Below are 21,212 nucleotides of genomic sequence, written 5' to 3'. Positions count from 1 at the left end.
GCTATGGGGGATGCGCCTACGATTCGCGGCCCGACGAGCGATCAGGCTCCTCGGCGGGGGCTCCGCGGCACTGATTCGAACTCTGCGGCTACCTGCCGCAGGAAGTGCCACAGTTGAGTATCCGGCTCGGTTGTGGCACAGAGCTTCTCGATCACCGGCTGCATCTCCCGACCCGCGTCGACGACCACGCGCACCAGCTTCTGCTCAGCGCATCGCTGCAGTGCGGGTGTCAAGAGTTGGGCTGCTCGGAAAGTCTGTCCTGCCGCCGACAGGCAGCATCCTCTGAGCAGTTCGGCGCGCAGTAGCGCGCGTGGCCGATGCTGCCTGGAGATCTGTCCGATCAGCTGTTCGGCTCGATCGGTAGCTTGCTCTGTCGCGGCGCTGGTGCGCTCGGCGAGGAGCAGCCGGATCGCTGAGTCGTGGGCGAGTTCGGCGGTGGCGGCTGCCGTCGCGTCGGGTTGGAGGGTGTACGGGGCCAGCCGCTCCAGGGCTCGGCGCTCGGCGTGCGAGAGCCGCAGACCCAGGCGGATGCGCTCGTTCACGATCCGCGCGGTGAGCCGCGGTATCGGTACCCTCTCGGCGAGTTCGGTGCCTTCGTCCAGCCGCTGTTTCGCCGTGTCCAGATCACCGCGCAGCCCGGCCAGACGTGCGCCGGTGCCGTAAGCCGCCAGTAAGAACTCGACCGCGCCGCCTCCCGTTCCGAGGCCGAGATCCAACAACTTCTCGGCCTCGACGAACTGGCCTTTTTCATAGAGCAGTTCACCGAGCAGGGCACTGGCGAGCCGGGTGGCATGCGATTGCCGTCCGGTTCGCAGGGCCAGAGTCAGCGCGGTCCGATAGCAGTTCTCGGCCGATACCAGGTCGAGTTGCTCGCTTGCGGCCATCCCGGCGGCGCAATCGCAGTACATCATCGCGAAGGGACCGCCCGTGCGATTCCGATACGGTTCGACCCAGCGGTGCCAGCGGTGCACCTCCTGGTACTCGCATCGGTTCAGTGCGGACCCCATTGCTGTTACCGCGAAGGCCTGTGCCTGCAACGGCCGGATCGGTTCGCGGATTCGTTCGAGTACCGACTGCGGAATCCGAACGGCCCGGTCGGAGAGCAAAGCCGCGGCGGTGCGGACGAGCGCTGATTGGAAGCGGATTTCGTCGTTGTGCGGGTCTTCCGGCGGTGCGGCCGCCATTGCCGCGTCGGCGCGGTCGAGCGCGGTCGTCGCGGCGGCCAGACGCTGGAGGGCGACGTTCGCCCATGCGATCTGAATCTGCAGCAGCGGATTGGTTTCGGTCAACGAATCGGGCAGCTTCGCCACTAGGCCGAGCAATGTCGCGATCTGGGAGGTCTCCAGGAACTTCTCGGCATGTTTCTGGACGATCCGCACGGCACGGGCGGACGCACCGGCCTCCAGGGCGTGGTCGACGGCTTCGGTGATCATTCCGTGGTCGGCGAACCACTCGCACGCTCTCAGGTGCAGCCGCGCGAGCAGGCCGGGATGCTGCTGGACCAGGCGGCGGCGGAGGAAGTCGGCGAACAACGCGTGATAGCGGAACCACTGCAGCTCATCATCGATGTTGCGGAGGAACAGGTCGCGCTGCCGAACCTCCTCCAGAAGTTCTTGCCCGCCGGTCACATCCGCCAGTGCTTCGGCGAGCTCACCGCAGATCCGCTCGGGGATCGAGGTTCGCATCGCGAATTCGAGCATGTTCGGTTCGAGTGCGTCGATCACGTTCTCCATCAGGTACTCGCCGATGGCGTAGTGCCGTCCGGAGATCTGGCTGAGGTACGCGCCGGGATCGTCGCGTCCGCGCAACGACAGCGATGCCAGCTGGACGGCGGCGGCCCAGCCCTCGGTGGATGCGCGCAAGCGACCTACTTCCTCGGCGGCCAGCGACAATCCGTCGATGCCGGCGACGAACGCGGCCGTCTCGTTGTCATCGAATCTCAGCGCGGCCGCATCGACCTCGACGAGTTCGTCACGAACTCGCATACGGCCGAGCGGAAGACCTTTCCGATTCCGGCTGGTGACGACCACGAGAAGATGATGACAACCGTGGTCCAAGAAGAACTCCATCGCCGCGGTGGTGGCCGGGCTGGTCACCCGCTGCCAGTCGTCGACCATCAGCGCAATCGTTTCGCCCTGGTTGTGGATTTCGTTGATCAGCGCGGCCATAACCTGGTGTACTGCGTCGTCGGAGCGTTCCGCGAGGATGTCGGCCAGCCCTCCCGCGACATTCGGGTGCACACGGCGTATCGCATTCACGACATGCGATAAGAACCACACAACGTTGTCGTCGTCATGATCCACGCTCAACCAGGCGGCGTGGATGCCCTCCGACGTAAGGGACTGGGCCCACTGTGCGGCCAGCGTGCTTTTACCGAAACCGGCAGGTCCGTGTATCAGGACGAGGCGCCGCGATCTATTACGCCGCAAGGTGTCCAGCAGCCGCTGTCGCTGAACCGGTCGACGGGACGGCTCCGGCGGCCGATACCGGGTCAGTGGTGTCGACAGTGCCGCCCCACTGGTCGGTACGGCTTTCGTCGGCGGCACTGTGGCGGTATGCGGCACGCCGGACTCCTCGCTTGCGGGAGGCGCCGCCGAGTCGGTATCCGTTAGTGCCATCGAGTCGACTGCCAGTCCGCAGGAGAACTGGATGTTGCGCAGCCGGTCGCCGAATGCCCGAGCCGTGGCAGGACGTTCCGCCGGATCACCGGCCATGGCAGCTTCGATGGCCAGGCACAGCAGTGCGGGAACGCCGCTGCGGCGCAGGTCGGGGATGGGATCGGACGTGATCCGCACGAACTGGGCGACCACGGACTCGCCCTGCTGCCGCTCGAAGGCGGCGTGACCGGTCAACAAGCAGAACAAGGTGGCCCCCAAGCCGTACACGTCGCCGGCCTCCGTCGGTGCTCCGCCCCTGAGCACTTCGGGAGCGATGAACGCTGGGGTCCCCATCACCACACCGGAACCGGTTTCGAACGCACCGTCGATCCGCGCGATGCCGAAATCGGCCAGTTGCGGCTCACCGTATTCGCTCAGCAGGATATTGGCCGGATTCACATCGCGATGCACCATGCCGTAGGCATGTGCGACCGCGAGGGCGCCGGTGATCTTCACTCCGACCGACAGCACTTCCTGCCATGGCATCGGCCCGTTGGCCCCGATCCTCGATCGCAATGATCCTCGCGCAAGAAACGGCATCACGAGATAGGGCCTACCGGTCGCGGTGACGTCGGCTCGCAGTACCTGCACGACGTGCGGATGCGTGGCGAATCGACTAGAGACCCGCTGTTCACGGAGGAAGCGCGCGTGCTCTTCGGCGGTGACATCCGAATTCAGGACCTTCACCGCTACCGCACGCTCGAGGGAGTGCTCGACGCACCGGTACACCACACCGAAACCACCGCGGCCGATCTCCCGCGCATCATCGAATCCCGCCGCGGCCAATTCCGCGGCGACATCAACTGTCGAGCCGCGGCGCGTCCCCTCGGAATCGTGGTCGCCCATTCGCGTACCTCTCGACCTTGCGGGAAGGTGTCACCCCGACCGATCGTAGTCCGGGTGATCGGTGAAGCCTCGGTCTGGGGCGTGGACACCGGGTAACCGGCGGGCCGTCAGAGATCCGTTTCCGGGGACGCTGGAGCATCCGCTGGTGACCGCTGTGGTCTGCGGATGGATGTGGGCGAGTACACGAAAATCCACTGGGCGACGGCAGCCAACGCTCCCCCGAGCGAGACGATACAGGCGAAAATGCCCGCGGGCGCCAGACTGGCGGAAGAGTAGACGATCTCGGTGCCCGGTAGCGGGAGTTTGTCCTTGCCGAGGATCCACGACATCACCGATCCGAGCTGGCCCCCCATATCCCAACGGCGGGCGGTCATGGCTTTCAGCTCGCCGCTTTTGCTGTTGATGTAGACGAGTGCGCACAGCACGAAGACCGCTACCGCCGCCGAGCCGCCCGTGGCCAATCGAGCGAATACTCGGCTGCGGGCACGGAGGTTCAAGGCCACCGTGGCGACCGTGACGACGACGGCGGCGATCGTCAACAGAGCCCAGACTCCGGTTATGTGCGCGGTGGGCATCCTCGATGATGACGACGACGACCAGATGGTCAAGTATCGAGTCGAAGCATGGATGTGGCCGAAGGCGTTCGACGTGGCGGTGCCGTTGGGGCCTGCTGCGGTGAGCCACGGCTGGAAAAGCAGGACGAATGTGACGACGCTCGTGATTGCCGCGCATACATGACCCGCATTTGTTCGGACGACGGCCCAGAACTGTGTTCCGTCCGGGGGACCGGGTACTTCTCCTGCTGGAATAGAATCTTTCACGGTGCTGGCTTCCTGATTGATCGTATAGCTGACGATGAGTAACCTTTACGTTTCGATGAAACGCGCATCTCGTCGACATTGCATTTTGCTCACCTACGGTGTCGGTGGATCGGAAACGGAGGTGCCGCGCGGTGTGTCCACGCTGGTGAAAATCGGGATCTCACGTACTGCAGCGAGGTAGGCGGCGCCTTCCGTCTGGCCGGTGCCGCGGACTTCGCCGAGCATTCGCACAGCTACGCGATAATGGGTGTTTCGCCATCGATGCATGGCGCGCGAGAACTTCGTCATCGCCGCTGTCAGTTCCACACGGTCGGTCTCGGAGCGGAATCCACGACTGTAGGCTTCCGCGTAAGCGTCGTCGATCGTGCTCTGGAGTCCAGATATCACTCGGCTGCGCACTTCCGGCACCGATTCGTATGCGGCTGAATTCAGGCGCTCCGTGTGCGGCCGACGGCACAGTGACTCGACGAACTTATAGTTTCGCGATTGTATGGCACTGGCTCCGTCGGTGAATCGACGAAATATGTGGAAGGACTCCACTTGCATGGTCGCAATCATGGAGAACAATGGCGCGGATTCGGTCAATGCCTCCGCTGCGGCCGACAGGAAGCGTATCGCTTGCCGCAACTCTCGATTCCGTAGGGCGATCAACGCAACTTGTAGGTCGACCGCCAAGAGCGCGAAGGTGGTCTCGAACGACTGCAATACGCGTATGAACATGTACTCGTCGTGCAGAGTATGAACCGGCAGCATGCTCAGTGCCAGAGCGCGTTGCTCCGCGGGTGACATATCAGCCCGTATCAGCGCGTGCGCCCGGCGTGCCTGGTCGAGCAGATCGCCACTGATCGCACCATTGTCGACGGCTAGTCGCGCGCAGACCGGTCGGAGCACCTTGAGGCCGTGCCGGAACCGTTTCAGAACCAAAGCAGGCGCCGGCGGTGATCCGGAGAGTGCGGTGGCTTGTCCTTCCATTGCGGCTAATTCGAAGCCCAGGATATCGGAGACCAGCTGAGCCATGAGGCGGTCACACCTGGCACGGGCGAACGGGGCCTGCTGCACAGGGTCATCGAGTGAAGGCAGCTCCAGCAATGGAAGCGCGAGATAGGTCGGATACTCGTAGAGTCCGTCCCTCTTGTCCAGTGCGATATCGAGAAACGAGGCGATGGTGCGCAGCAAGTGCCATGGACCACGAACCCGGGGAAGCGCCGAGCGAGCCTCGTCGAGCAAAGTCAGGATATCGTCGGCCACGAAGTGTTTCCCGACGCCATGGTAGACGTCGATCACCTGCCCGAACGGAAAACACATCGCGTCGGGTGTTCGGAGCCAAGCCCTGAGTTCGTCGGTGCACATACTGTCTGCCTTCTCAGAAATGGTGCGTGGCGCGACCGGAAATACTTCGACGGTCATTGCGCAGTGCGGAACGCAAGGCGGCAATGTCGTCGGCGTCGTTGTAGTAGTGGAAGGAAAGTCGCACGAGACTGTCTCGTGGACTGGCCACCACACCGTGTGTGGCAAGTCTCCGGCCGAGGCCTGCCGGGTCGGGATCGGTCAACGCGATGTGTGCGCCGCGCCGACCGGCGGGCCGGGCGACGACATGCTCACCGTCTTCGGCCAGCTGCGCACCGGCGAGTTCGCACAGCTCGGACACGTGCTGTCGAACGGCGTTCAAATCCAGCTCGGCGATCATCCGTAACCCGGCGTTGGCCGCATAGCACGCCGGAATCGATGGCGTGCCGGTCTCGAACCGCCTCGAAGACGCGGGAAAGTCGAGCTGATACGGATCGAACGAGAATGGATCGGATCTGCCGAACCAACCGGTCAGGAGGGGCGCCTCGTCGGCGCGCTCCGGATCGCGTACGTAGAGAAAGGCGATGCCGGGTAAGCCCAGGAGATACTTCGATGTCCCTGCGACCAAGAAATCGCAGTCCAAGGCGCAGACATCGACCGGCTCCACCCCGACAGCCTGGTAGGCGTCGACGAATACCTCGGCCCCGGCCACCCTGGCGATCCGCGCCACTTCGGGTAGTGGAAGCCGGGCCGCATCCCGATAACTGATCAGCGGAATCGAGACCAATCGCGTCCGGTGATCGATCAGTGCCGCGAAACTGGCTACCGATTGTTCTGCGTACACCACCTCCGCGCCGCGCGGCCGTTGAGCGAGCCAGACGTGTGCGAGCGAAGGAAACTCCGCCGAGGTGGTGACAATTCTCGGGCGGTTCCGCCACGCGCGAGTGGACGCGACTTGAAATGCTCCGACCGTGGCATTCGGCATGACCGCCACCTGGTCCGGCCGCGCTCCGATCAGGGCCGCGAATCGGCGCCGGGCCACGCTGACCTGTTGTTCGAACGACTCCCACGGTGCGCCTGCGGCGGCCATGTCATCCAACATCCTGGCCAGGGCATCGTCCATGTCCTCCGAGCGTGCGCCGAGGCTACAGCTGGCCAAGTGCGCGAGACGCCGTAACGTCGGAAAGCGTGCCCGGAACTCCGCTGCGGTCACCATCGGGTGCTGTCCTCGGTATGGACTCGGACGGCGTCGCCGTTGCCTTCGCGCTCTGGTTCGGCCGTGGCAAGGTTGTCGCGCAGCTCCCACAGTTGCGGGAAGAGCTTGTACTCGATCAATTTGGTCAGCGCGTGCACCGGCGTGCCTTGTGTGCCGATGGCTTGATGGCCGATCACCCGAGTGGCGATCTTGTAATGCCGCACGCGCCAAAGTGATACTCGTTCATCCAGCTCGACCATTGCCTCGGTCAGGTCGTAGATTTTCCCTCTTCGCCCCGCGCGATAGATCTCGATCAGGTCGATACCGCGCTGTAGGACGAGTCCGGTGAATGCGGCATCCAGAGCCCTGCAGTTCTTCTGCACCGCACGCCATCCAGGTGAGTCGGCTCCGGAGCCATGGCCGAGCACGGTTCGGAACTTCTGGAAGTCGTAGGGCGACAAATGGCACAAGATTTCGAGCTGACCGGTCACCAGGTGCACGGCCGAGGAGGCTCGCCCCAGTAAGCGAATCGCTTCCTCGATCGCACCGTCACGAAGCTGGAGCGCGGTCTCGCTCAATTCCGCCGACGCCAGCTTCAGCCATAGTTCGGTCGACTGGTGGACGATCTGGAACAGTAATTCGTCCCGGTGCACCCGCTCTGTCTCGTTCCGTTGCAGCGAGAGTAGCCCGTCGGTTCGCATGTAGCGGGCATAATCATCCTTGCCATCGCCATCGAGTATTTGCTTCGAATAATCGATCATCGCGCACTCCTGAGCGGTTGCGCGCCGATGTCCGCCATGGGGTCGCTCATGCGGATCACATCCATTCAGGAGGTCGATATTTCGAGTCGCTACTCGCCGGTCGGTATGTCTCGGCGGACCGCTTCCCGAGCCAGGCGCGGCGGTCGCCCGGTCCACGGCGGTATGTCGGGCGTTGTTCCGGTCCAGCAGACGGTGATTCGCATATTTCCGCGCGTCGACTACGTACGCTATGGGGGAAATCCCTACGATTCAGCCGCCATTTGACGTACTGCTCGCCGACGTCGTGCTCCGTCCAGCTGCACTCGGGCGCGGTGTAGCCGATGTCGGGGCGGCCCGTGCAGCATCGTTCGGCCGAGGCCGGGACGCGTCCAGTAAAGACTGGATCGGATCGCAAACAGCTCCGTGCAGGAAGTTTCGGCGATACCGACCTGCTGCGCACGGCCGAACTATCACAACGCGCCGCAGTGTAGTTGCGACGACCTGCGATCGGGCAGCAGCCGAGCGGGTGATCTTTGTATCGTGAGTGCGGTGGACAAACCAAGTCGGCCGCTGCTGTTCCTGGGCATAGTGGCGGCGTTGTCGATTCCGTTCTTCGTTCTCGCCGTGGTCAGACCAGGCGGAATTCGTGTGGGTGCGATGCAGTTACCGGTCAGCACGGTGATATTCGTTCTGCCGGTCGTGGTCGCGGCGGCACTGACCTGGCGCCGAGGTGGCTCGGACCTGGTCGCTCTGTTGCGACGCTCGGTGGATGGACCCGCCGCATCGCTGCGGTGGTATGCACTGGCCGTGCTCCTTTTTCCCACGCTGGCGGTGGCGTCGCATCTTCTGCTGCGGTGGGCTGGGCAGGTGGGTTCGGCGCTGCCGCTGTCGCTCGCGGCGGCGCCCGCTGTAATCGCGATGTTCGGGCTGGCTGCCACCTGCGAGGAACTGGGCTGGACGGGATACGCCACCGATCCGTTGCAGAAGCGCTTCGGCTCGACTGCGGCCGCTGTCGGGCTCGGCCTGTACTGGGCGTCGTGGCATCTGGTCGGCTGGCTGCAAGCCGGGCATCCGAAGGGGTGGATTGCGGGATGGTTCGCCGTCACGATCGCCGCTCGTGTACTTATCGTCTGGCTGCACAACAACACCGGACATGGCGTGACCGGGGCGATCTTGTCACACGCTGCGTTGAACGTCAGCGCCGCGTACACGCCTGATCTGAGCGAGTCGATCACAACGGTTACCACGGGCGTGCTCACATGCGTCGTAGCGGTGGCGGTTGTCGTCTGGCCCCGTGTACTCCGGAAGTATCCGGCCGAACCTACTTCAACTGGAACATAGGGATTCTCCCCATACTGCATCAGCCCCCGAGCTGCGAACGTCGGTTCCCACGGCGACCGCGATATCCGAGCTAGGGGATGCGATGCACGTTTACGAACCCTCGTCGCTCTCGGGCTCACAGGTGGGCGAGCGATCTCGGTTGGTACTCGTGGTCGACGACGGGCGCGCGGACATGATGTGGCCGCAACTGCGCGAGCGAATCGCGCTGCGTCTGGCCGCCATCCGCCACCGCATCCGCTGGATCTCCTTGACCTCGGGTGACAGGCTGCGTGACCTTCCTGCCGCGGTCGAGGCCACCGCGGTGATTCTCATCGGTGACGTGTACTTCGACCAGGATGATCTGAGGGTGATGCGTCAACTCGTCATCGTTGCTACCACCCCGTGGTCGCTGCCTCCCGTCGATCATCTGCAAAAGCGGGGAATTCTGGTAGTCGATGGTGTGCGTGGCCTGTGCCAGGCCCGTGCTGAAGTCGCTCTGGCGTTGATCCTCGCCAGTCTGCACCGTGTGGTGCCCTGGCACGATGCAATGAGGGCTGATCCCGTACAGCCTGCGTGCGGCACCAACCGCTACGCATTCGGTTCAGGCTCCCTGCGAGACAAGGACGTCTGTGTGATCGGCGGTGGATTCACCGGTTACAAGATCGCTGACCTGTGCGCCGCGGTCGGTGCGCAGATACGAATCGTCGACCTCGACTCGAACCAGGACGAGCTGTACGACGAACTTCGCGCCGACGTCATCGGATTGGACGAAGTACCGCTCACAGCCGACATCGTGGTGATCGCCGAACCCAACCGGCCCGCGCACCGGCTGATCCTCGATCGCGAGATGGTCAACGCATTGCGCGAGGGCACTCTGATCGTGTCGGTGACGAGTGTCCTCGGAATCGACGTCGACGCGCTGCGCGAGCGTGTGTGCCGCAACGAACTCGTGTGGGCGTCCGACGTCCGCGACGCCGACTGGCTGCAGGGCGGAGATCCGATGATCGGACGCGACAACGTGATCATCCTGCCGGGAATCGCGACCAACACGCCCGCCACGAACCATGAGATCGCCGACACGCTCGCAGACAATGTGCTGCAAGTCTTGGACGGGGGCAAGCCCCTGGCCTGGGACCTCATCACAGCACATTCCGTACTGCCGAGGCTCGACGCGCCGTCGGGCACCCACCTGCTGACTGCCGCCACATCGCAATCCGCCGAGCGACGCACACCCGGGCATGGTGTGGAGCGATCGTTGCGGCAAGAGTAGGTCCGAGCAACGTCGACCTGGTCTTCGTCCCCGTCGAGCGGGATAGTCATGCCCAAGCCCACCATCCACTGTAGGGCGTGGAGCGCGGCCGGACGGCGGCCACAGCGGATCACGGACCCGACGGCACCCAGAGGTGCGCTGCGATCAGGGCTGTGGCCACGACCGCAGTGCGATGTCTACGGTCCGGCGCAGGTGCGACGGTTTCGCGCCCGAGGCCGCTTGGACCGCGATCCCGTCGGAGACCGTCATGAGGTAGCGGGCGAGGTCGGCGGGTTTGCTGTCCTCGGGGAGGTCGCCGTCGGCGCGTGCTCGCTCCAAGCGCCGCCGCAGCGCGGCCTCGCCCGCGAGGCGCACCGCCACCGCGCTCTTGCGGCTGTGCTCGGCTTCCGGCCCGCAGGCTTGCGCGCTGCGCACCGATAGGCAGCCGGGGCTGTCGTGCCCGGTGGTCAGCTCGATCGCGCCGGCGAGGTACGCGGCCGCGACCGCGCGGGCGGTCGGGAGTTCGATGGCTTCGGTGAGGTAGCGCCCGGGTCCGTCGACATAGCGTTCGAGCGCCCGGTCGAACAGTTCCGCTTTGCTGCCGAAGGCGGCGTACAAACTGGGACGGTTGATGCCCATCGCCGCGGTGAGATCCGACAACGCCGCGCCCTCGTAGCCGTACCGCCAGAACACCTCCAGCGCGCGGTCCAGCGCGCTGTCGATGTCGAAGCCCCGGGGCCTGCCTCCTGGCATGGGCACCTCCCACTGCTGTTTGCCTATCGGTACCTTAGGCCGCCGCGGTGCGCGCTCACAGGTCGCCGACCGGTCTGCGCACACCGGTTTCCGCGGCTTCGGCGATGGCGTCGACGAGACGGCGCTGGCGCAGGCCCACGGTGAAGTCGGGCCGAGCGGTCCTGCCCTCGGCGATGGCGCTCGCGGTCTCGCGGTAGACGCCCGCGACGTGGGCGACCGGGCCTGGGGGCAGTGTGGACGGCACCAGGCGGTAGCGCTCCGGGACCGGGAGTTCGCTGATCAACCCCTGATCGGTGCGCAGTTCGATGCGCCAGTCGGCCCAGTGCGGATACATCCCGGCCTGCACCGGGCTGATCGCAAGAGCCCCCTCCGTACCGCGAATGTGCAGCGCGAATCCGGACGGAGCGTCCGAGTTTCCGCCGTGCACGGTCACCGCGGCGACCGCGCCGCTCTTCAGGCGACCGGCCAGGACCAACTGCTCCGGTTGCCGATTCGGGACGGTCCGGCCGGTGCCGACGACGGTCAATTCCTCGTGCGGTGCGGCGACGACGGCGGACACTTCGGCGAGTTCACCGGCCAGGTGTTCGAGCACCGCGAGCACGTGCCCGGCCATGATCGTCAGCAGACCGGTGCCCTGGGCGGGATCGGTGGTCCAAGCCAATTCCGGCCGAATCGAACCGCCGCCGAACGGATCTCCGGCGGCGATGACGGTGACCGCGGAAACGGCGCCGATCCGGCCCGCCGCGAGCAGATCGCGGACGAAGTTCACCGACGGCGAGTGGTAGCCCTGCAAGACCACCGCGTGCACTACATCCGCCGCTGTCGCCGCCGCGGTCAGCTCGGCGCTCTCGGCCGCGCTCGCGCCCATCGGCCACTCGCAGACGACGTGCTTGCCCGCCGCGAGCGCCGCGCGCACCACCGCCGCGTGCCCCGGTGACTTCACTGTCGCCACAACCAGGTCCACCTCGGGATGCGCGGCCAACTCGGCCGCGTCGGTGAACGCGTGCGTGGCGCCGGTGGCCTCGGCCGCGGCGGCGGCCGAGGCGGGGTTGGTCGTCGCCACCGCCGCGACGCGGAACTCGGGCAGTGCGGCCAGCGCGGGCAGGTGGGTCGCGGCGGCCCAGCTTCCGGTGGGATTCGCGCCGACGACGCCGACACCGAGCGGGGTGGTGCTACCGGTCATGAGGACTCCTAGTTCTGTACCGTTTGGTAGTAAACTAGGCGCGCTACGGCCGCGCGACAACCGATAATGTACCGATAGGTAAAAAATTCGCCGCCGATTCGAGAGTGCGCCCCTCCCGCTCGGCTCCAGTGATGGTTGCTGAGAGATTGCGAATAAGTGTGCGAGAGATTTGCGCCGGATCGGGACGGCGGTGCTCCGGCGTGGTCTGGCGCGGGAATGCCCGCGGATCGGAAGTTCACGTCCGGGCAGTGGCGCCACTCTGGCGAATTGGCGGTGACCGTGCTTGCGGCGGGGAACTTCGGCCGGGCTCGATCCGATCGTGGCTGCCGAACTGCATGGCGGTGGTCGTCCCGGCCTCGGGGGCTTGCGTCGACCGCCTCGATGTGCTTTCCGCCAAGGCGGGTGCATCTCGTGGTGAAGCCCGCCAAACGTGCTCGCGGGAAGCCTTGCCCTCGGGGGCATACCTCCGGCACCCAAAAAGTCCTGCGGTAATACTCGAATGCTATTGAGCGCGACCGGGGTGCGCAGACCTGTTCGGCAGTGGCCGTGGCGGTCAGAGGTTTTCGGTGAACTGGGGCGTAATCAATTCATCTAGTACGTTCTCCGGGATAACGAGAAGCAGTTCTCGGGTGAGGCCGACGGCGAACGTCGGTTCCGAACCCGGCCGCTCGGCGACATCGGGCGGGTAGGTGGAGGTGTCCATGCTTGTTGACCGCGCCGTCGTCATCTGGCGGGGAGACAAGAGTCAGTCGACCCGAGGCCGCGCCCCTGCCGTCGCGGTCGCCGGTCGGCGAGCCGGGGGAGTTCGCGAGAAGAATGTGCCGAAAATGTCTACTGATCGATTCCGCAGAGTTCGAAACGTCCTGGGTTGTGCGGCGCTTGCCGCGGCTCTGGTAGCCGGGTGTAGTACCAACCGCGCCGAGGATTCGTCGAGCGAGCCGACCATCACCGAGGCCGCGGCCCGCACCGACCAGAAGGGCCTGTCCATCATCGTGCCGGGCACCTTGGCAGCGAGCTATGCCGAGCTCGCCGCGGGCGTGCGCGGGAAGATGGGCATGGCCATCGTGCCGGTCGGCGGCGAGCAGCCGATCACCTTCGGCGAATGGACCAGCGGTCCGGCCTGGTCGACGATGAAGGTGCCGCTGACCGTCGCCGCGCTGCGGCGCAGTCCGAGCAGCTCGAACTACGCCGCGTCGGCCGCGATCACGCAATCCGACAACGCCGCCGCCGACGTGCTGTGGCAGTCGCTGGGCACGCCGCAGGAGGCGGCGCAGGCCGTGCAGGCGGTGCTGCGCGAAGGTGGGGACAGCAAGACCGTCGTGCCCGCCACCCGTGCCCGTGCCGAACACTCGGCCTTCGGTCAGGCGGAGTGGTCGCTGATCGACCAGGTGCGGTTCGCTTCACATTTGCCGTGTCTGCCCCAGACCGACCGCGTTACTTCGCTGATGGAACAGGTCATCGCCAGCCAGCGCTGGGGTCTCGGCGAGTTCGGCGGCGCCGAGTTCAAGGGCGGCTGGGGGCCGGACGTGTCGGGCAACTACCTGGTGCGGCAGTTCGGGATCATCAACGTCCCCTCGGGGCAGATCGCGATCGCGGTCGCGGTGCAGCCGGAGTCGGGATCGCTCAGCGACGGCATGAACGTTCTGGACAAACTGGCCACCGTCGTCTCCCAGCATCTCGGCGAGCTGGCCGGGGGTCATTGCGCGGCCGCGTGAGGTCATCTGTCCAGGTCAGTGTTACGCGACGTTCACGGGGGCGGGGCTGCCGAGATCGGACATGGGGGGCAAGATAGCGGCCATGCGCATCGGAGTTCTGACCGGAGGCGGAGACTGCCCAGGACTGAACGCGGTCATCCGCGCCGTCGTTCGCACTGCGAACGGCCGTTACGGAGACGCGATCGTCGGCTTCGAGGACGGTTGGCGCGGCCTATTGGAGGACCGAAAGATCCAGATCCGCAACGACGACCGCACCGACCGGATCCTCACCAAGGGCGGCACCATCCTCGGCACCGCCCGCACCAACCCCGACGTGCTGCGCGCGGGCCTCGGCCGGATCAAGCAGACCCTGGACGACAACGGCATCGAAGCCCTGATCCCGATCGGCGGCGAGGGCACGCTCACCGCCGCGAGCTGGTTGTCCGACGAAGGCGTACCGGTGGTCGGCGTCCCGAAGACCATCGACAACGACATCGATTGCACCGACGTCACTTTCGGCCACGACACCGCCTTGAACATCGCCACCGAGGCGATCGACCGGTTGCACACCACCGCCGAATCGCACCAGCGCGTCATGCTCATCGAGGTGATGGGCCGCCACGCGGGCTGGATCGCGGTCGGCGCCGGCATGGCGGCGGGCGCCCATCTGACGCTCGTGCCGGAGGTCCCCTTCGAGGTCGACGAGGTGTGCGCCATGATCAAGCGGCGTTTCCAGCGCGGTGACAAGCACTTCATCTGCGTCGTCGCCGAGGGATCGCACCCCGCGCCGGACTCCGGGTTCACCTTGCGCGAGGGCGGCATCGACGAGTTCGGCCACGAGCGGTTCACCGGCGTCGCCCAGCAGCTCGGCGTGGAGATCGAGCGGCGCATCGGCAAAGAGGTCCGCACCACCGTGCTCGGTCACGTGCAGCGCGGCGGCAGCCCCACGCCCTACGACCGGGTGCTGGCCACGCGCTTCGGCCTGCACGCCGCCGAGGCGGTGCACGCGGGCAAGTTCGGCCAGATGGTCGCGTTGCACGGCACCACCATCGACCTGGTCCCGCTGTCGGAGGCCACCAAGCAGCTCAAGCGGGTGCCTTCGGAGCGCTACCGCGAGGCGGAGGCGTTCTTCGGTTAAGGGCGTCGCATATGGCAGATGAACTCAGCGGTGAGCTGTGGTTACCGCCGCTGTCGGGGATCCATACCGTCGAACTGAAGCGACGGCTTGCCCGGCTACCCCGCGCCGGTAGCAGCGCTGAGGAACGTGATCAGGTGGACGCGATGTTCGGCCGAGATCGGCTCGATGAGGGCCTCGAGGCGTGGTGATCGTCTCCGGGGCGACCGCGCCGGTCGCTTCGACGCGGATGTGCATATGTCCGGATACGCTGGCCGGTATGGCCGAACTCCCTGTGCACGATCTGCCGGATACCGCCGTCGACGTCCTGCGCCGCCGAGCGCGCGCGGCCGGGTTGCCGCTGTCGCGGTACATCGGGCGCGAGCTGGTCGCGCTGGCCGGTCGACGCACGGCGGACGACGCGGTCGTCGAGTTCTTGGAGTCCGAAGGACGCGACCTGGCCCCGCAAATAGATGATGACGCGGTGGCTCTGGTACGGCGGTACGACCTTTCGATCGAGGCGCTCGACGTTCTGGGTCGCCGCGCTCGCTCCGCGGGTGTTCCGCTGGGGGAGTATGCGCGTCGCGAACTGGTGCGGCTGGCGCGGCGCAGCACCGTCGAGGACGCGTTGCTGGAGTTCCGCGAGGTGCAGGAACGGGATCCGAGTCCGCGACTCGACATGGCGGAGATCGCCGCGGCCGTGCGGTACGCGCGCGGCGAATAGGCCGGGGCCGGCCCGCGTCGTCGGTACTGTGAGTCGCATGCGCAGTGGGCGACTGATCGCGTTGGCACTGTTGGTGATCACGGCAGTGGCGGCCGGGTGCTCGGAGTCGAATCCGCCCGAGCCGACCACGGGTGACTGGCACGGCGCCGTCGAGGTCCCCGGCCAGCCGGTGCAGGTCGGCGTGAGTTTCCACGACGACGGCACGGCCACCGTCGACATCCCGGCGCAGGGCATGAGCGGCGTGCAACTCAAAGACGTCAGCACCGACCGCAACGGCGTGTCTTTCGCGGTCCCCGACGTCCCTGGCGATCCGGTGTTCCACGGCAAGTACGAGTCCGGAACCGACCGGATCACCGGAGATCTCACCCAGGCGGGGCAGAAATTCCCGCTTGCGCTGAGCCGGGGCAAGGTCGTACCGCCGGCCCATCCGCAGGAACCGAAGCCACCGTTCCCGTACAAGACCGAGGATGTCACCTACGGCAACGGCGGCATCACTATCGCGGGCACGTTGACCGAACCGCAGGGCCCTGGCCCGTTCCCGGCCATCCTCATGATCACCGGAAGCGGCGCCCAGAACCGCGACGAGGAACTGATGGGGCACAAGCCGTTCCTGCTGCTGGCCGACACCTTCACCCGCGCAGGCTACGCCGTGCTGCGCACCGACGACCGAGGCGTCGGTGGCACCGGCGGCAAGCTGGACGACGCGAACTACACCGACCTGGCCGAGGACGCCGCCGCGGGCGTCCGCTTCTTGCGGGCCCGCTCCGAGATCGACCCGGCGCGGGTCGGGCTCTTCGGCCACAGCGAGGGCGGCTACCTCGCGCCGCTGGTCGCCGCGCGCCCCGACAGCGGCGTCGCGTTCGCCGTCCTGATGGCCGGACCCGGCGTCCCTGGCTCGGACGTGCTCGTCGAACAGACCCGCTTGCTCGCCACCGCGAACGGAACACCTCCCGACCAGGTGGAGACCCAGGTCCGCGACATGGCCGAACTGTCCGCCCTGCTGAAGGCGGGCGACCTCGACGGAGCGAGACAACTGGCCGTTCGGCAGAACCAGGCCCTGCCCGCCGACCAGCGCGTGCCCGACGATCAGGCGGCCGCGCAGATCACGCCGTATCTGGCCGCCCTGGTCGCCTACGATCCGGCGCCCGCGCTCTCCGCCCTGCGGATTCCGGTGCTCGCGTTCTTCGGCGGCAAGGATCTCCAGGTGCCCCCGGCGCAGAGCGAGCAGCCGATGCGCGACCACCTCGCCGCCGACCCCGATGCGACCGTCCACGTCTTCCCGGGTCTCAACCACCTGATGCAGCACACCGAGACCGGCCTTCCCCGCGAGTACGGCGCCATCGAAACGACCATCTCTCCCGAGGTGCTCGACTACGTCACCGGCTGGCTGCGGCAGCGGGTCCCGGTGAAGTAACACCGCGCCGCGGGACGCGAGAGCCGCTGCGCTGCGACGGGAGCGCTTACCTAAACTGATGGCCATGAGCGCACCCACGGTCGACCTGATGGATTACTCGGATGTCATCGCCCGGTTCGAGCCGGTGCTCGGCATGGAGGTCCACGTCGAGCTGAACACCGCGACGAAGATGTTCTGCGGTTGCCCGACCGAGTTCGGCGCCGAGCCGAACACGCAGGTGTGCCCCGTGTGCCTCGGCTTGCCCGGTTCGCTCCCGGTGGTCAACCAGAAGGCCGTCGAATCGGCCATCCGGATCGGGCTGGCGCTGAACTGCTCGATCACGCCGTGGGGCCGGTTCGCGCGGAAGAACTACTTCTACCCCGATCAGCCGAAGAACTACCAGATCAGCCAGTACGACGAGCCGATCGCCACGAACGGGCACCTGGACGTGGTGCTCGACGACGGCAGCATCTTCCGTGTCGACATCGAGCGCGCGCACATGGAGGAGGACACCGGCAAGTCGGTGCACATCGGCGGTGCGACCGGCCGCATCCACGGCGCGAGCCACTCCCTGCTCGATTACAACCGGGCGGGGGTGCCGCTGATCGAGATCGTCACCAAGCCGATCACCGGCGCGGGGGAGCGCGCCCCCGAGGTGGCGCGGGCGTACGTGACAGCGCTGCGGGATCTGCTGAAGTCGCTCGGAGTGTCCGACGTGAAGATGGAGCAGGGTTCGCTGCGCTGCGACGCGAACGTCTCCCTGATGCCCATCGGCGCAACGGAATTCGGCACCCGCACGGAGACCAAGAACGTCAACTCGCTGCGCAGTGTCGAGGTCGCGGTGCGCTTCGAGATGCGCAGGCAGGCCGCTGTGCTCGCGGGCGGCGGCACGATAGTCCAGGAGACCAGGCACTTCCACGAGGCCGACGGCACCACTTCGCCCGGTCGCCGCAAGGAGACCGCCGAGGACTACCGCTACTTCCCCGAGCCGGACCTCGAGCCCGTCGCGCCCGCGGCGGAGTGGGTCGAGCAGTTGCGCGGCACGATCCCCGAGTACCCCTGGCTGCGCCGCGCGCGCATCCAGTCCGACTGGGGCCTGTCCGACGAGGTGATGCGCGACCTGGTCAACGCGGGCGCGCTGGACCTGATCATCGCCACCGTCGACGCGGGCGCACCGGCCAACGAGGCGCGCTCCTGGTGGGTCGCCTACCTCACCGAGAAGGCCAAGGAGCGCGAGGTCGCGCTGGAGGAGCTGCCGATCAGCCCGGCCCAGGTCGCCGAGGTGATCAAGCTGGTCGACGCGAAGACGATCAACAACAAGGTGGCCAAGCAGGTCGTCGACCACGTGCTGGCAGGCGAGGGCGACCCGGCGCAGATCGTCGAGGCCAAGGGCCTCGGCATGGTCAGCGACGACAGCGCCTTGCAGTCGGAGGTGGAGAAGGCCCTGGCCGCGAATCCCGACATCGCCGACAAGATCCGCTCCGGCAAGGTGCAGGCCGCGGGCAAGATCGTCGGCGACGTCATGAAGGCGACCCGCGGACAGGCCGACGCGGCGCGCGTCCGCGAACTGGTCCTGGCCGCCTGCAGCTAGGTTCGGCGGTCGACCCCGACCGCGCTGTATGACGTGGTCGGGGTCGGTGGCGTGGTGTAGCGCGCGTTCGGCAGGTAGAGCCGCTCCTCGTACGCCGCGACGGTGGTCGGTACGTCGAAGCGTGGGTCGGTGACGCGCCCTACGACCGATCCCGTAGTGCCCGCGTGGTCGAGCGCGACCACCGCGATCGTGTTGGAGCGGTTCTGCACGACCAGAAGTGTGTCGCCGCGCAGCAGCAGTCCGTCCCCGTTGGGCAGCGTCTCGGCGCCGAGGTCGATCCGCCGCGTCGTGCCCGTCGCCGGGTCGACGCGGAACAACCGGCCGGTCACCGACTGCATGATGATCAAGCCGGTGCCGTCGGGTGTGCGCACGATCCCGTTGGCGTTGATCGCTCCGGGCTCGTAGCGGATGTCGCCGGTCAACGGGCGTCGCACCACCGCCGTGGGTGAGGGCAGAGCGTCCTGGTCACCGACGGGCAGATGGTAGAGCACGGGCGTGCGCGAGTCGGTGAACCACGCGCCCGTGGGCGTGAGCACGACATCGTTGACGAACGTGTCCGGCGAGATGCCGAGGGGGGTAGCTCGCCGATACCGCGCCCGTGCCGGTGTCCACGACGCGTGCGTCGCCTCCGGTGCCGCCGGCGACGAACAGCCGACCGTGGTGGTCGACCTGGAGTCCGAGCGCGGGCGTCCCCGGCCCCTGGCTCAGGATCTCGCCTTGCCCGGTCACCAGGTCGGCGCGGTAGATGGAGCCGTCGACTCGCGAACCGAAGTAGGCCACCGGCCGTGAACCGATGGCGATGCCTTCCGGCTGGAACCCGGCGGGCAGGTCGATCCCGGCGGCGAGGACCGGAGGGTATGCCGCCGTCCGGTCCCCGGGCGCCGACGCCGCGACGCCGAGACAGCCGAGCGCGGCCGAGATCGCCAGGACTCGCTTCATCTCATTGCTCCTCTGTTTCGGTGGTCGCGGGGCCTGCGGCATCGGGCCGAGACGTTCAGGCAGTGCCGAGCGTTTCGACGTCTCCGTAACCGACCGTGAAATGACCATTCCCGCAGGGATTTTCGAGCTCGTCCAGGACGGCTACGGCAAGGTCTTCCGCCGAGATCCGGGACGTGCCGTCAGCGCTGGTGATGAGCGTCGTGGTGCCCCGCCGGTACTTCCCGGTGCGTTGTCCGGGTTCGAGGAGGGCGGGTGGGCTGAGATAGACCGAGTCGGCCGGATGCGCCCGGCAGGTCTCCCATTGCGCGACGCTCGCGGCGGCGATGGTGCGGATCGACGCCGGTACGTATTCCGGACTGTCGAGTACCAGCTGCTCGGGGTGTCCCGGAACCCGTAGCGGCGCGGCGCCGCCGACGACGAGGATGCGCGTCCCGGTGGCCGCGGCCGCGTCGAGCAGGGCTGTTGTAGTCGTCGTGACGGTGTGTTCCTGCCCAGCGGCCGCACGGGTCGCGGCCACGATAGCGTCGGCGCCGTCGAACAATTCGCTCATCCGGACCCTGTCGTTCGCGTCGCCCTCGACAACGGTCACCATGGGCGGCAGGGCGATCCGCGGCCCTGTCCGGAAGACGGCGACGATCTCGTGGCCGCGGCCGGCGGCCTCGTCGACGACGCACGAGCCGACCATGCCTGCGGCTCCGACAACGGCGATCTTCATTTCGATATCCCTTCGGGTGCTGCGAGAGGAGCGGAGAAGCGGGTGGGCGCGGGAAGCTGTCCCGCGACGATCGCGGCGAGCGCGAGCCCGAACCCCGCGAGTTGGACCGGGCCGAGTGTCTGGCCGAGCAGAACGGCGCCGAGAACCGCCGCGACCAGCGGCGAGAGCAGAACCAGAACCGCGACGGAGGTGACGGGCAAGGAGCCGATGCCGCGGAACCACAGGACATACGCGAGCAGACCCCCGACCAGCCCCAGCCATAGGTATCCGAGAACGGCGGGCGGGTCGATCGCGGGAGGCGGCCCTTCGACGAAGAACGTGAGAGGCAGCAGGAACAGCCCACCGGCGGTGAGTTGCCAGCCCGCGAACGCCGTGGGACCGGCCTCGGCAGGCCGCCCCCACTTCTTCGTGAGGGTCAGGCCGAGCGCCATGGAAGCCGCGGCGGCAAGACCGGCGACAACCCCGGTGAGGTCGAAGGCCGCGTCCGGCCCGATCACCACCAAGCCGACGCCGACAAGGCCTATCGCTCCCCAGACGAGGCGCCAAGCGGAGGGGCTTTCGCCCAAGATCACCACGGCCAAGACGGCCACGACGAGCGGCTGGGCCGCCGCCAAGGTCGCGGCCACGCCGCCCGGCAAGCGTTCGGCGGCGAGGAACAGCATCGGGAACAGCAGCCCGATGTTGAGCACACCCAGCACCGCGGCTTTGCCCCACCAGGCTCCGCGCGGCAGCGTCCGCGTGATCGCCAGCGCGATCAGACCCGCGGGCAAGGCCCGCAGGAGACCGGCGAACAGCGGGTGTCCCGGTGGGAGCAGCTCGGTGGTGACGACATAGGTGGTGCCCCATGACGCGGGAGCGAGCGCCGTCAGGACGGTGCGCGGCAGGGTTCCCAGTGGCGCAGTTCCGCCGAAAACCGCCTGTGTTGCTGGACTTTTCACCTTCGCAGTCTCGCGCGGAAGTGATCAATGAGTCCAACACATGTTTGTCAATT

21 protein-coding genes are annotated in these 21,212 nt (G+C 66.8%); 9 read left to right on the top strand and 12 right to left on the bottom strand.

The genetic code is table 11. The features are described 5' to 3' along the window. Nucleotides 1–41 precede the first annotated feature (41 nt). Both ACL03I_RS10330 and ACL03I_RS10325 read right to left on the bottom strand, forming a co-directional pair. Nucleotides 42–3,503 (bottom strand): protein kinase domain-containing protein, encoded by a 3,462-nt coding sequence (locus ACL03I_RS10330; protein WP_412805765.1) that lies wholly within the window; start codon nt 3,501–3,503, stop codon nt 42–44. Between the two features lie 107 nt (nt 3,504–3,610). Continuing rightward, the gene (locus tag ACL03I_RS10325; protein ID WP_412805764.1) at nt 3,611–4,006 is read right to left on the bottom strand and encodes a hypothetical protein; all 396 of its coding nucleotides are present in this window, start codon (nt 4,004–4,006) and stop codon (nt 3,611–3,613) included. A gap of 1 nt (nt 4,007) precedes the next feature. Here ACL03I_RS10325 and ACL03I_RS10320 point away from each other — a divergent pair, with 1 nt between their 5' ends. Further along, on the top strand, nt 4,008–4,241 hold the full coding sequence (locus ACL03I_RS10320) for a hypothetical protein (RefSeq protein ID WP_412805763.1): 234 nt from the start codon (nt 4,008–4,010) through the stop codon (nt 4,239–4,241). A 176-nt stretch (nt 4,242–4,417) separates the two neighbouring features. On the opposite strand, the gene ACL03I_RS10315 is transcribed toward ACL03I_RS10320, so the two are convergent. The 3 genes from ACL03I_RS10315 to ACL03I_RS10305 all read right to left on the bottom strand — a co-directional run bounded on the left by ACL03I_RS10315 (nt 4,418) and on the right by ACL03I_RS10305 (nt 7,567). Then, on the bottom strand, nt 4,418–5,731 hold the full coding sequence (locus ACL03I_RS10315; RefSeq protein ID WP_412805762.1) for a tryptophan 2,3-dioxygenase: 1,314 nt from the start codon (nt 5,729–5,731) through the stop codon (nt 4,418–4,420). Beyond that, a complete protein-coding gene (locus tag ACL03I_RS10310; RefSeq protein ID WP_412805761.1) occupies nt 5,688–6,734 on the bottom strand; it encodes an aminotransferase class V-fold PLP-dependent enzyme in 1,047 nt (348 codons plus the stop codon). The genes ACL03I_RS10315 and ACL03I_RS10310 overlap by 44 nt, the downstream gene beginning before the upstream one ends. A gap of 86 nt (nt 6,735–6,820) precedes the next feature. Next, nucleotides 6,821–7,567, bottom strand: coding sequence for a tryptophan 2,3-dioxygenase family protein (locus ACL03I_RS10305; RefSeq protein WP_412805760.1), 747 nt, complete (start codon nt 7,565–7,567; stop codon nt 6,821–6,823). A gap of 528 nt (nt 7,568–8,095) precedes the next feature. Between ACL03I_RS10305 and ACL03I_RS10300 the strand changes: the two genes are divergently transcribed. Both ACL03I_RS10300 and ACL03I_RS10295 read left to right on the top strand, forming a co-directional pair. After that, complete coding sequence (locus tag ACL03I_RS10300) at nt 8,096–8,887, top strand: CPBP family intramembrane glutamic endopeptidase (RefSeq protein ID WP_412805759.1); 792 nt, start codon at nt 8,096–8,098, stop codon at nt 8,885–8,887. Nucleotides 8,888–8,969: 82 nt separating this feature from the next. Next, complete coding sequence (locus ACL03I_RS10295; protein ID WP_412805758.1) at nt 8,970–10,136, top strand: NAD(P)-dependent oxidoreductase; 1,167 nt, start codon at nt 8,970–8,972, stop codon at nt 10,134–10,136. Nucleotides 10,137–10,280: 144 nt separating this feature from the next. Here ACL03I_RS10295 and ACL03I_RS10290 read toward each other — a convergent pair whose 3' ends face one another. The 3 genes from ACL03I_RS10290 to ACL03I_RS10280 all read right to left on the bottom strand — a co-directional run bounded on the left by ACL03I_RS10290 (nt 10,281) and on the right by ACL03I_RS10280 (nt 12,754). Then, on the bottom strand, nt 10,281–10,868 hold the full coding sequence (locus tag ACL03I_RS10290) for a TetR/AcrR family transcriptional regulator (protein ID WP_356961161.1): 588 nt from the start codon (nt 10,866–10,868) through the stop codon (nt 10,281–10,283). 55 nt (nt 10,869–10,923) lie between these two features. Beyond that, complete coding sequence (locus tag ACL03I_RS10285; RefSeq protein WP_412805757.1) at nt 10,924–12,051, bottom strand: Gfo/Idh/MocA family protein; 1,128 nt, start codon at nt 12,049–12,051, stop codon at nt 10,924–10,926. Nucleotides 12,052–12,604: 553 nt separating this feature from the next. Further along, entirely contained in the window at nt 12,605–12,754 is a 150-nt protein-coding gene (locus ACL03I_RS10280) for a hypothetical protein (protein WP_355078819.1), read from the bottom strand. A gap of 124 nt (nt 12,755–12,878) precedes the next feature. Between ACL03I_RS10280 and ACL03I_RS10275 the strand changes: the two genes are divergently transcribed. From ACL03I_RS10275 to gatB, 6 genes are all read left to right on the top strand, one after another. Further along, the gene (locus ACL03I_RS10275) at nt 12,879–13,766 is read left to right on the top strand and encodes a hypothetical protein (protein ID WP_355078820.1); all 888 of its coding nucleotides are present in this window, start codon (nt 12,879–12,881) and stop codon (nt 13,764–13,766) included. Nucleotides 13,767–13,848: 82 nt separating this feature from the next. Further along, nucleotides 13,849–14,883, top strand: a complete 1,035-nt coding sequence (locus ACL03I_RS10270; protein WP_355078821.1) for an ATP-dependent 6-phosphofructokinase — start codon at nt 13,849–13,851, stop codon at nt 14,881–14,883. Nucleotides 14,884–14,894: 11 nt separating this feature from the next. After that, entirely contained in the window at nt 14,895–15,071 is a 177-nt protein-coding gene (locus ACL03I_RS10265; RefSeq protein WP_355078822.1) for a hypothetical protein, read from the top strand. Between the two features lie 68 nt (nt 15,072–15,139). Continuing rightward, nucleotides 15,140–15,583: a hypothetical protein gene (locus ACL03I_RS10260; RefSeq protein ID WP_355078823.1), complete on the top strand. Its 444-nt coding sequence runs from the start codon at nt 15,140–15,142 to the stop codon at nt 15,581–15,583. A 37-nt stretch (nt 15,584–15,620) separates the two neighbouring features. Next, nucleotides 15,621–16,997, top strand: coding sequence for an alpha/beta hydrolase family protein (locus ACL03I_RS10255; RefSeq protein ID WP_412805756.1), 1,377 nt, complete (start codon nt 15,621–15,623; stop codon nt 16,995–16,997). Nucleotides 16,998–17,061: 64 nt separating this feature from the next. Further along, nucleotides 17,062–18,567, top strand: coding sequence for an Asp-tRNA(Asn)/Glu-tRNA(Gln) amidotransferase subunit GatB (gene gatB, locus ACL03I_RS10250; RefSeq protein ID WP_355078825.1), 1,506 nt, complete (start codon nt 17,062–17,064; stop codon nt 18,565–18,567). Here the strand turns inward: gatB and ACL03I_RS10245 are convergent. The 4 genes from ACL03I_RS10245 to ACL03I_RS10230 are packed head-to-tail and all read right to left on the bottom strand — an operon-like array spanning nt 18,564 to nt 21,159. Next, nucleotides 18,564–19,103: a hypothetical protein gene (locus ACL03I_RS10245; RefSeq protein ID WP_412805755.1), complete on the bottom strand. Its 540-nt coding sequence runs from the start codon at nt 19,101–19,103 to the stop codon at nt 18,564–18,566. The two genes, gatB and ACL03I_RS10245, sit on opposite strands and share 4 nt — an antisense overlap. Next, a complete protein-coding gene (locus tag ACL03I_RS10240; protein ID WP_412805754.1) occupies nt 19,033–19,506 on the bottom strand; it encodes an NHL repeat-containing protein in 474 nt (157 codons plus the stop codon). The genes ACL03I_RS10245 and ACL03I_RS10240 overlap by 71 nt, the downstream gene beginning before the upstream one ends. Nucleotides 19,507–19,561: 55 nt before the next feature. Then, nucleotides 19,562–20,221: an NAD(P)-dependent oxidoreductase gene (locus ACL03I_RS10235; protein WP_397076664.1), complete on the bottom strand. Its 660-nt coding sequence runs from the start codon at nt 20,219–20,221 to the stop codon at nt 19,562–19,564. Beyond that, entirely contained in the window at nt 20,218–21,159 is a 942-nt protein-coding gene (locus ACL03I_RS10230) for an EamA family transporter (protein WP_459561383.1), read from the bottom strand. The genes ACL03I_RS10235 and ACL03I_RS10230 overlap by 4 nt, the downstream gene beginning before the upstream one ends. Nucleotides 21,160–21,212 lie beyond the last annotated feature (53 nt).

The organism is Nocardia sichangensis, from assembly GCF_047200615.1.
Taxonomy (GTDB): domain Bacteria; phylum Actinomycetota; class Actinomycetes; order Mycobacteriales; family Mycobacteriaceae; genus Nocardia; species Nocardia sichangensis.
Note: the sequence above shows the minus strand (reverse complement) of the source record. Positions and strands in the feature narration are given on the sequence as shown.

Excerpts from the sequence above, each read along its gene's own strand:
- ACL03I_RS10310 (WP_412805761.1), bottom strand. The coding sequence starts at position 6,734 with ATGGACGATGCCCTGGCCAGGATGTTGGATGACATGGCCGCCGCAGGC.
- ACL03I_RS10280 (WP_355078819.1), bottom strand. The coding sequence starts at position 12,754 with ATGGACACCTCCACCTACCCGCCCGATGTCGCCGAGCGGCCGGGTTCG.
- ACL03I_RS10330 (WP_412805765.1), bottom strand. The coding sequence starts at position 3,503 with ATGGGCGACCACGATTCCGAGGGGACGCGCCGCGGCTCGACAGTTGAT.
- ACL03I_RS10260 (WP_355078823.1), top strand. The coding sequence starts at position 15,140 with ATGGCCGAACTCCCTGTGCACGATCTGCCGGATACCGCCGTCGACGTC.
- ACL03I_RS10295 (WP_412805758.1), top strand. The coding sequence starts at position 8,970 with ATGCACGTTTACGAACCCTCGTCGCTCTCGGGCTCACAGGTGGGCGAG.
- ACL03I_RS10240 (WP_412805754.1), bottom strand. The coding sequence starts at position 19,506 with ATGAAGCGAGTCCTGGCGATCTCGGCCGCGCTCGGCTGTCTCGGCGTC.
- ACL03I_RS10270 (WP_355078821.1), top strand. The coding sequence starts at position 13,849 with ATGCGCATCGGAGTTCTGACCGGAGGCGGAGACTGCCCAGGACTGAAC.
- gatB (WP_355078825.1), top strand. The coding sequence starts at position 17,062 with ATGAGCGCACCCACGGTCGACCTGATGGATTACTCGGATGTCATCGCC.
- ACL03I_RS10235 (WP_397076664.1), bottom strand. The coding sequence starts at position 20,221 with ATGAAGATCGCCGTTGTCGGAGCCGCAGGCATGGTCGGCTCGTGCGTC.
- ACL03I_RS10285 (WP_412805757.1), bottom strand. The coding sequence starts at position 12,051 with ATGACCGGTAGCACCACCCCGCTCGGTGTCGGCGTCGTCGGCGCGAAT.
- ACL03I_RS10305 (WP_412805760.1), bottom strand. The coding sequence starts at position 7,567 with ATGATCGATTATTCGAAGCAAATACTCGATGGCGATGGCAAGGATGAT.
- ACL03I_RS10275 (WP_355078820.1), top strand. The coding sequence starts at position 12,879 with ATGTCTACTGATCGATTCCGCAGAGTTCGAAACGTCCTGGGTTGTGCG.
- ACL03I_RS10265 (WP_355078822.1), top strand. The coding sequence starts at position 14,895 with ATGGCAGATGAACTCAGCGGTGAGCTGTGGTTACCGCCGCTGTCGGGG.
- ACL03I_RS10315 (WP_412805762.1), bottom strand. The coding sequence starts at position 5,731 with ATGACCGTCGAAGTATTTCCGGTCGCGCCACGCACCATTTCTGAGAAG.
- ACL03I_RS10255 (WP_412805756.1), top strand. The coding sequence starts at position 15,621 with ATGCGCAGTGGGCGACTGATCGCGTTGGCACTGTTGGTGATCACGGCA.
- ACL03I_RS10290 (WP_356961161.1), bottom strand. The coding sequence starts at position 10,868 with ATGCCAGGAGGCAGGCCCCGGGGCTTCGACATCGACAGCGCGCTGGAC.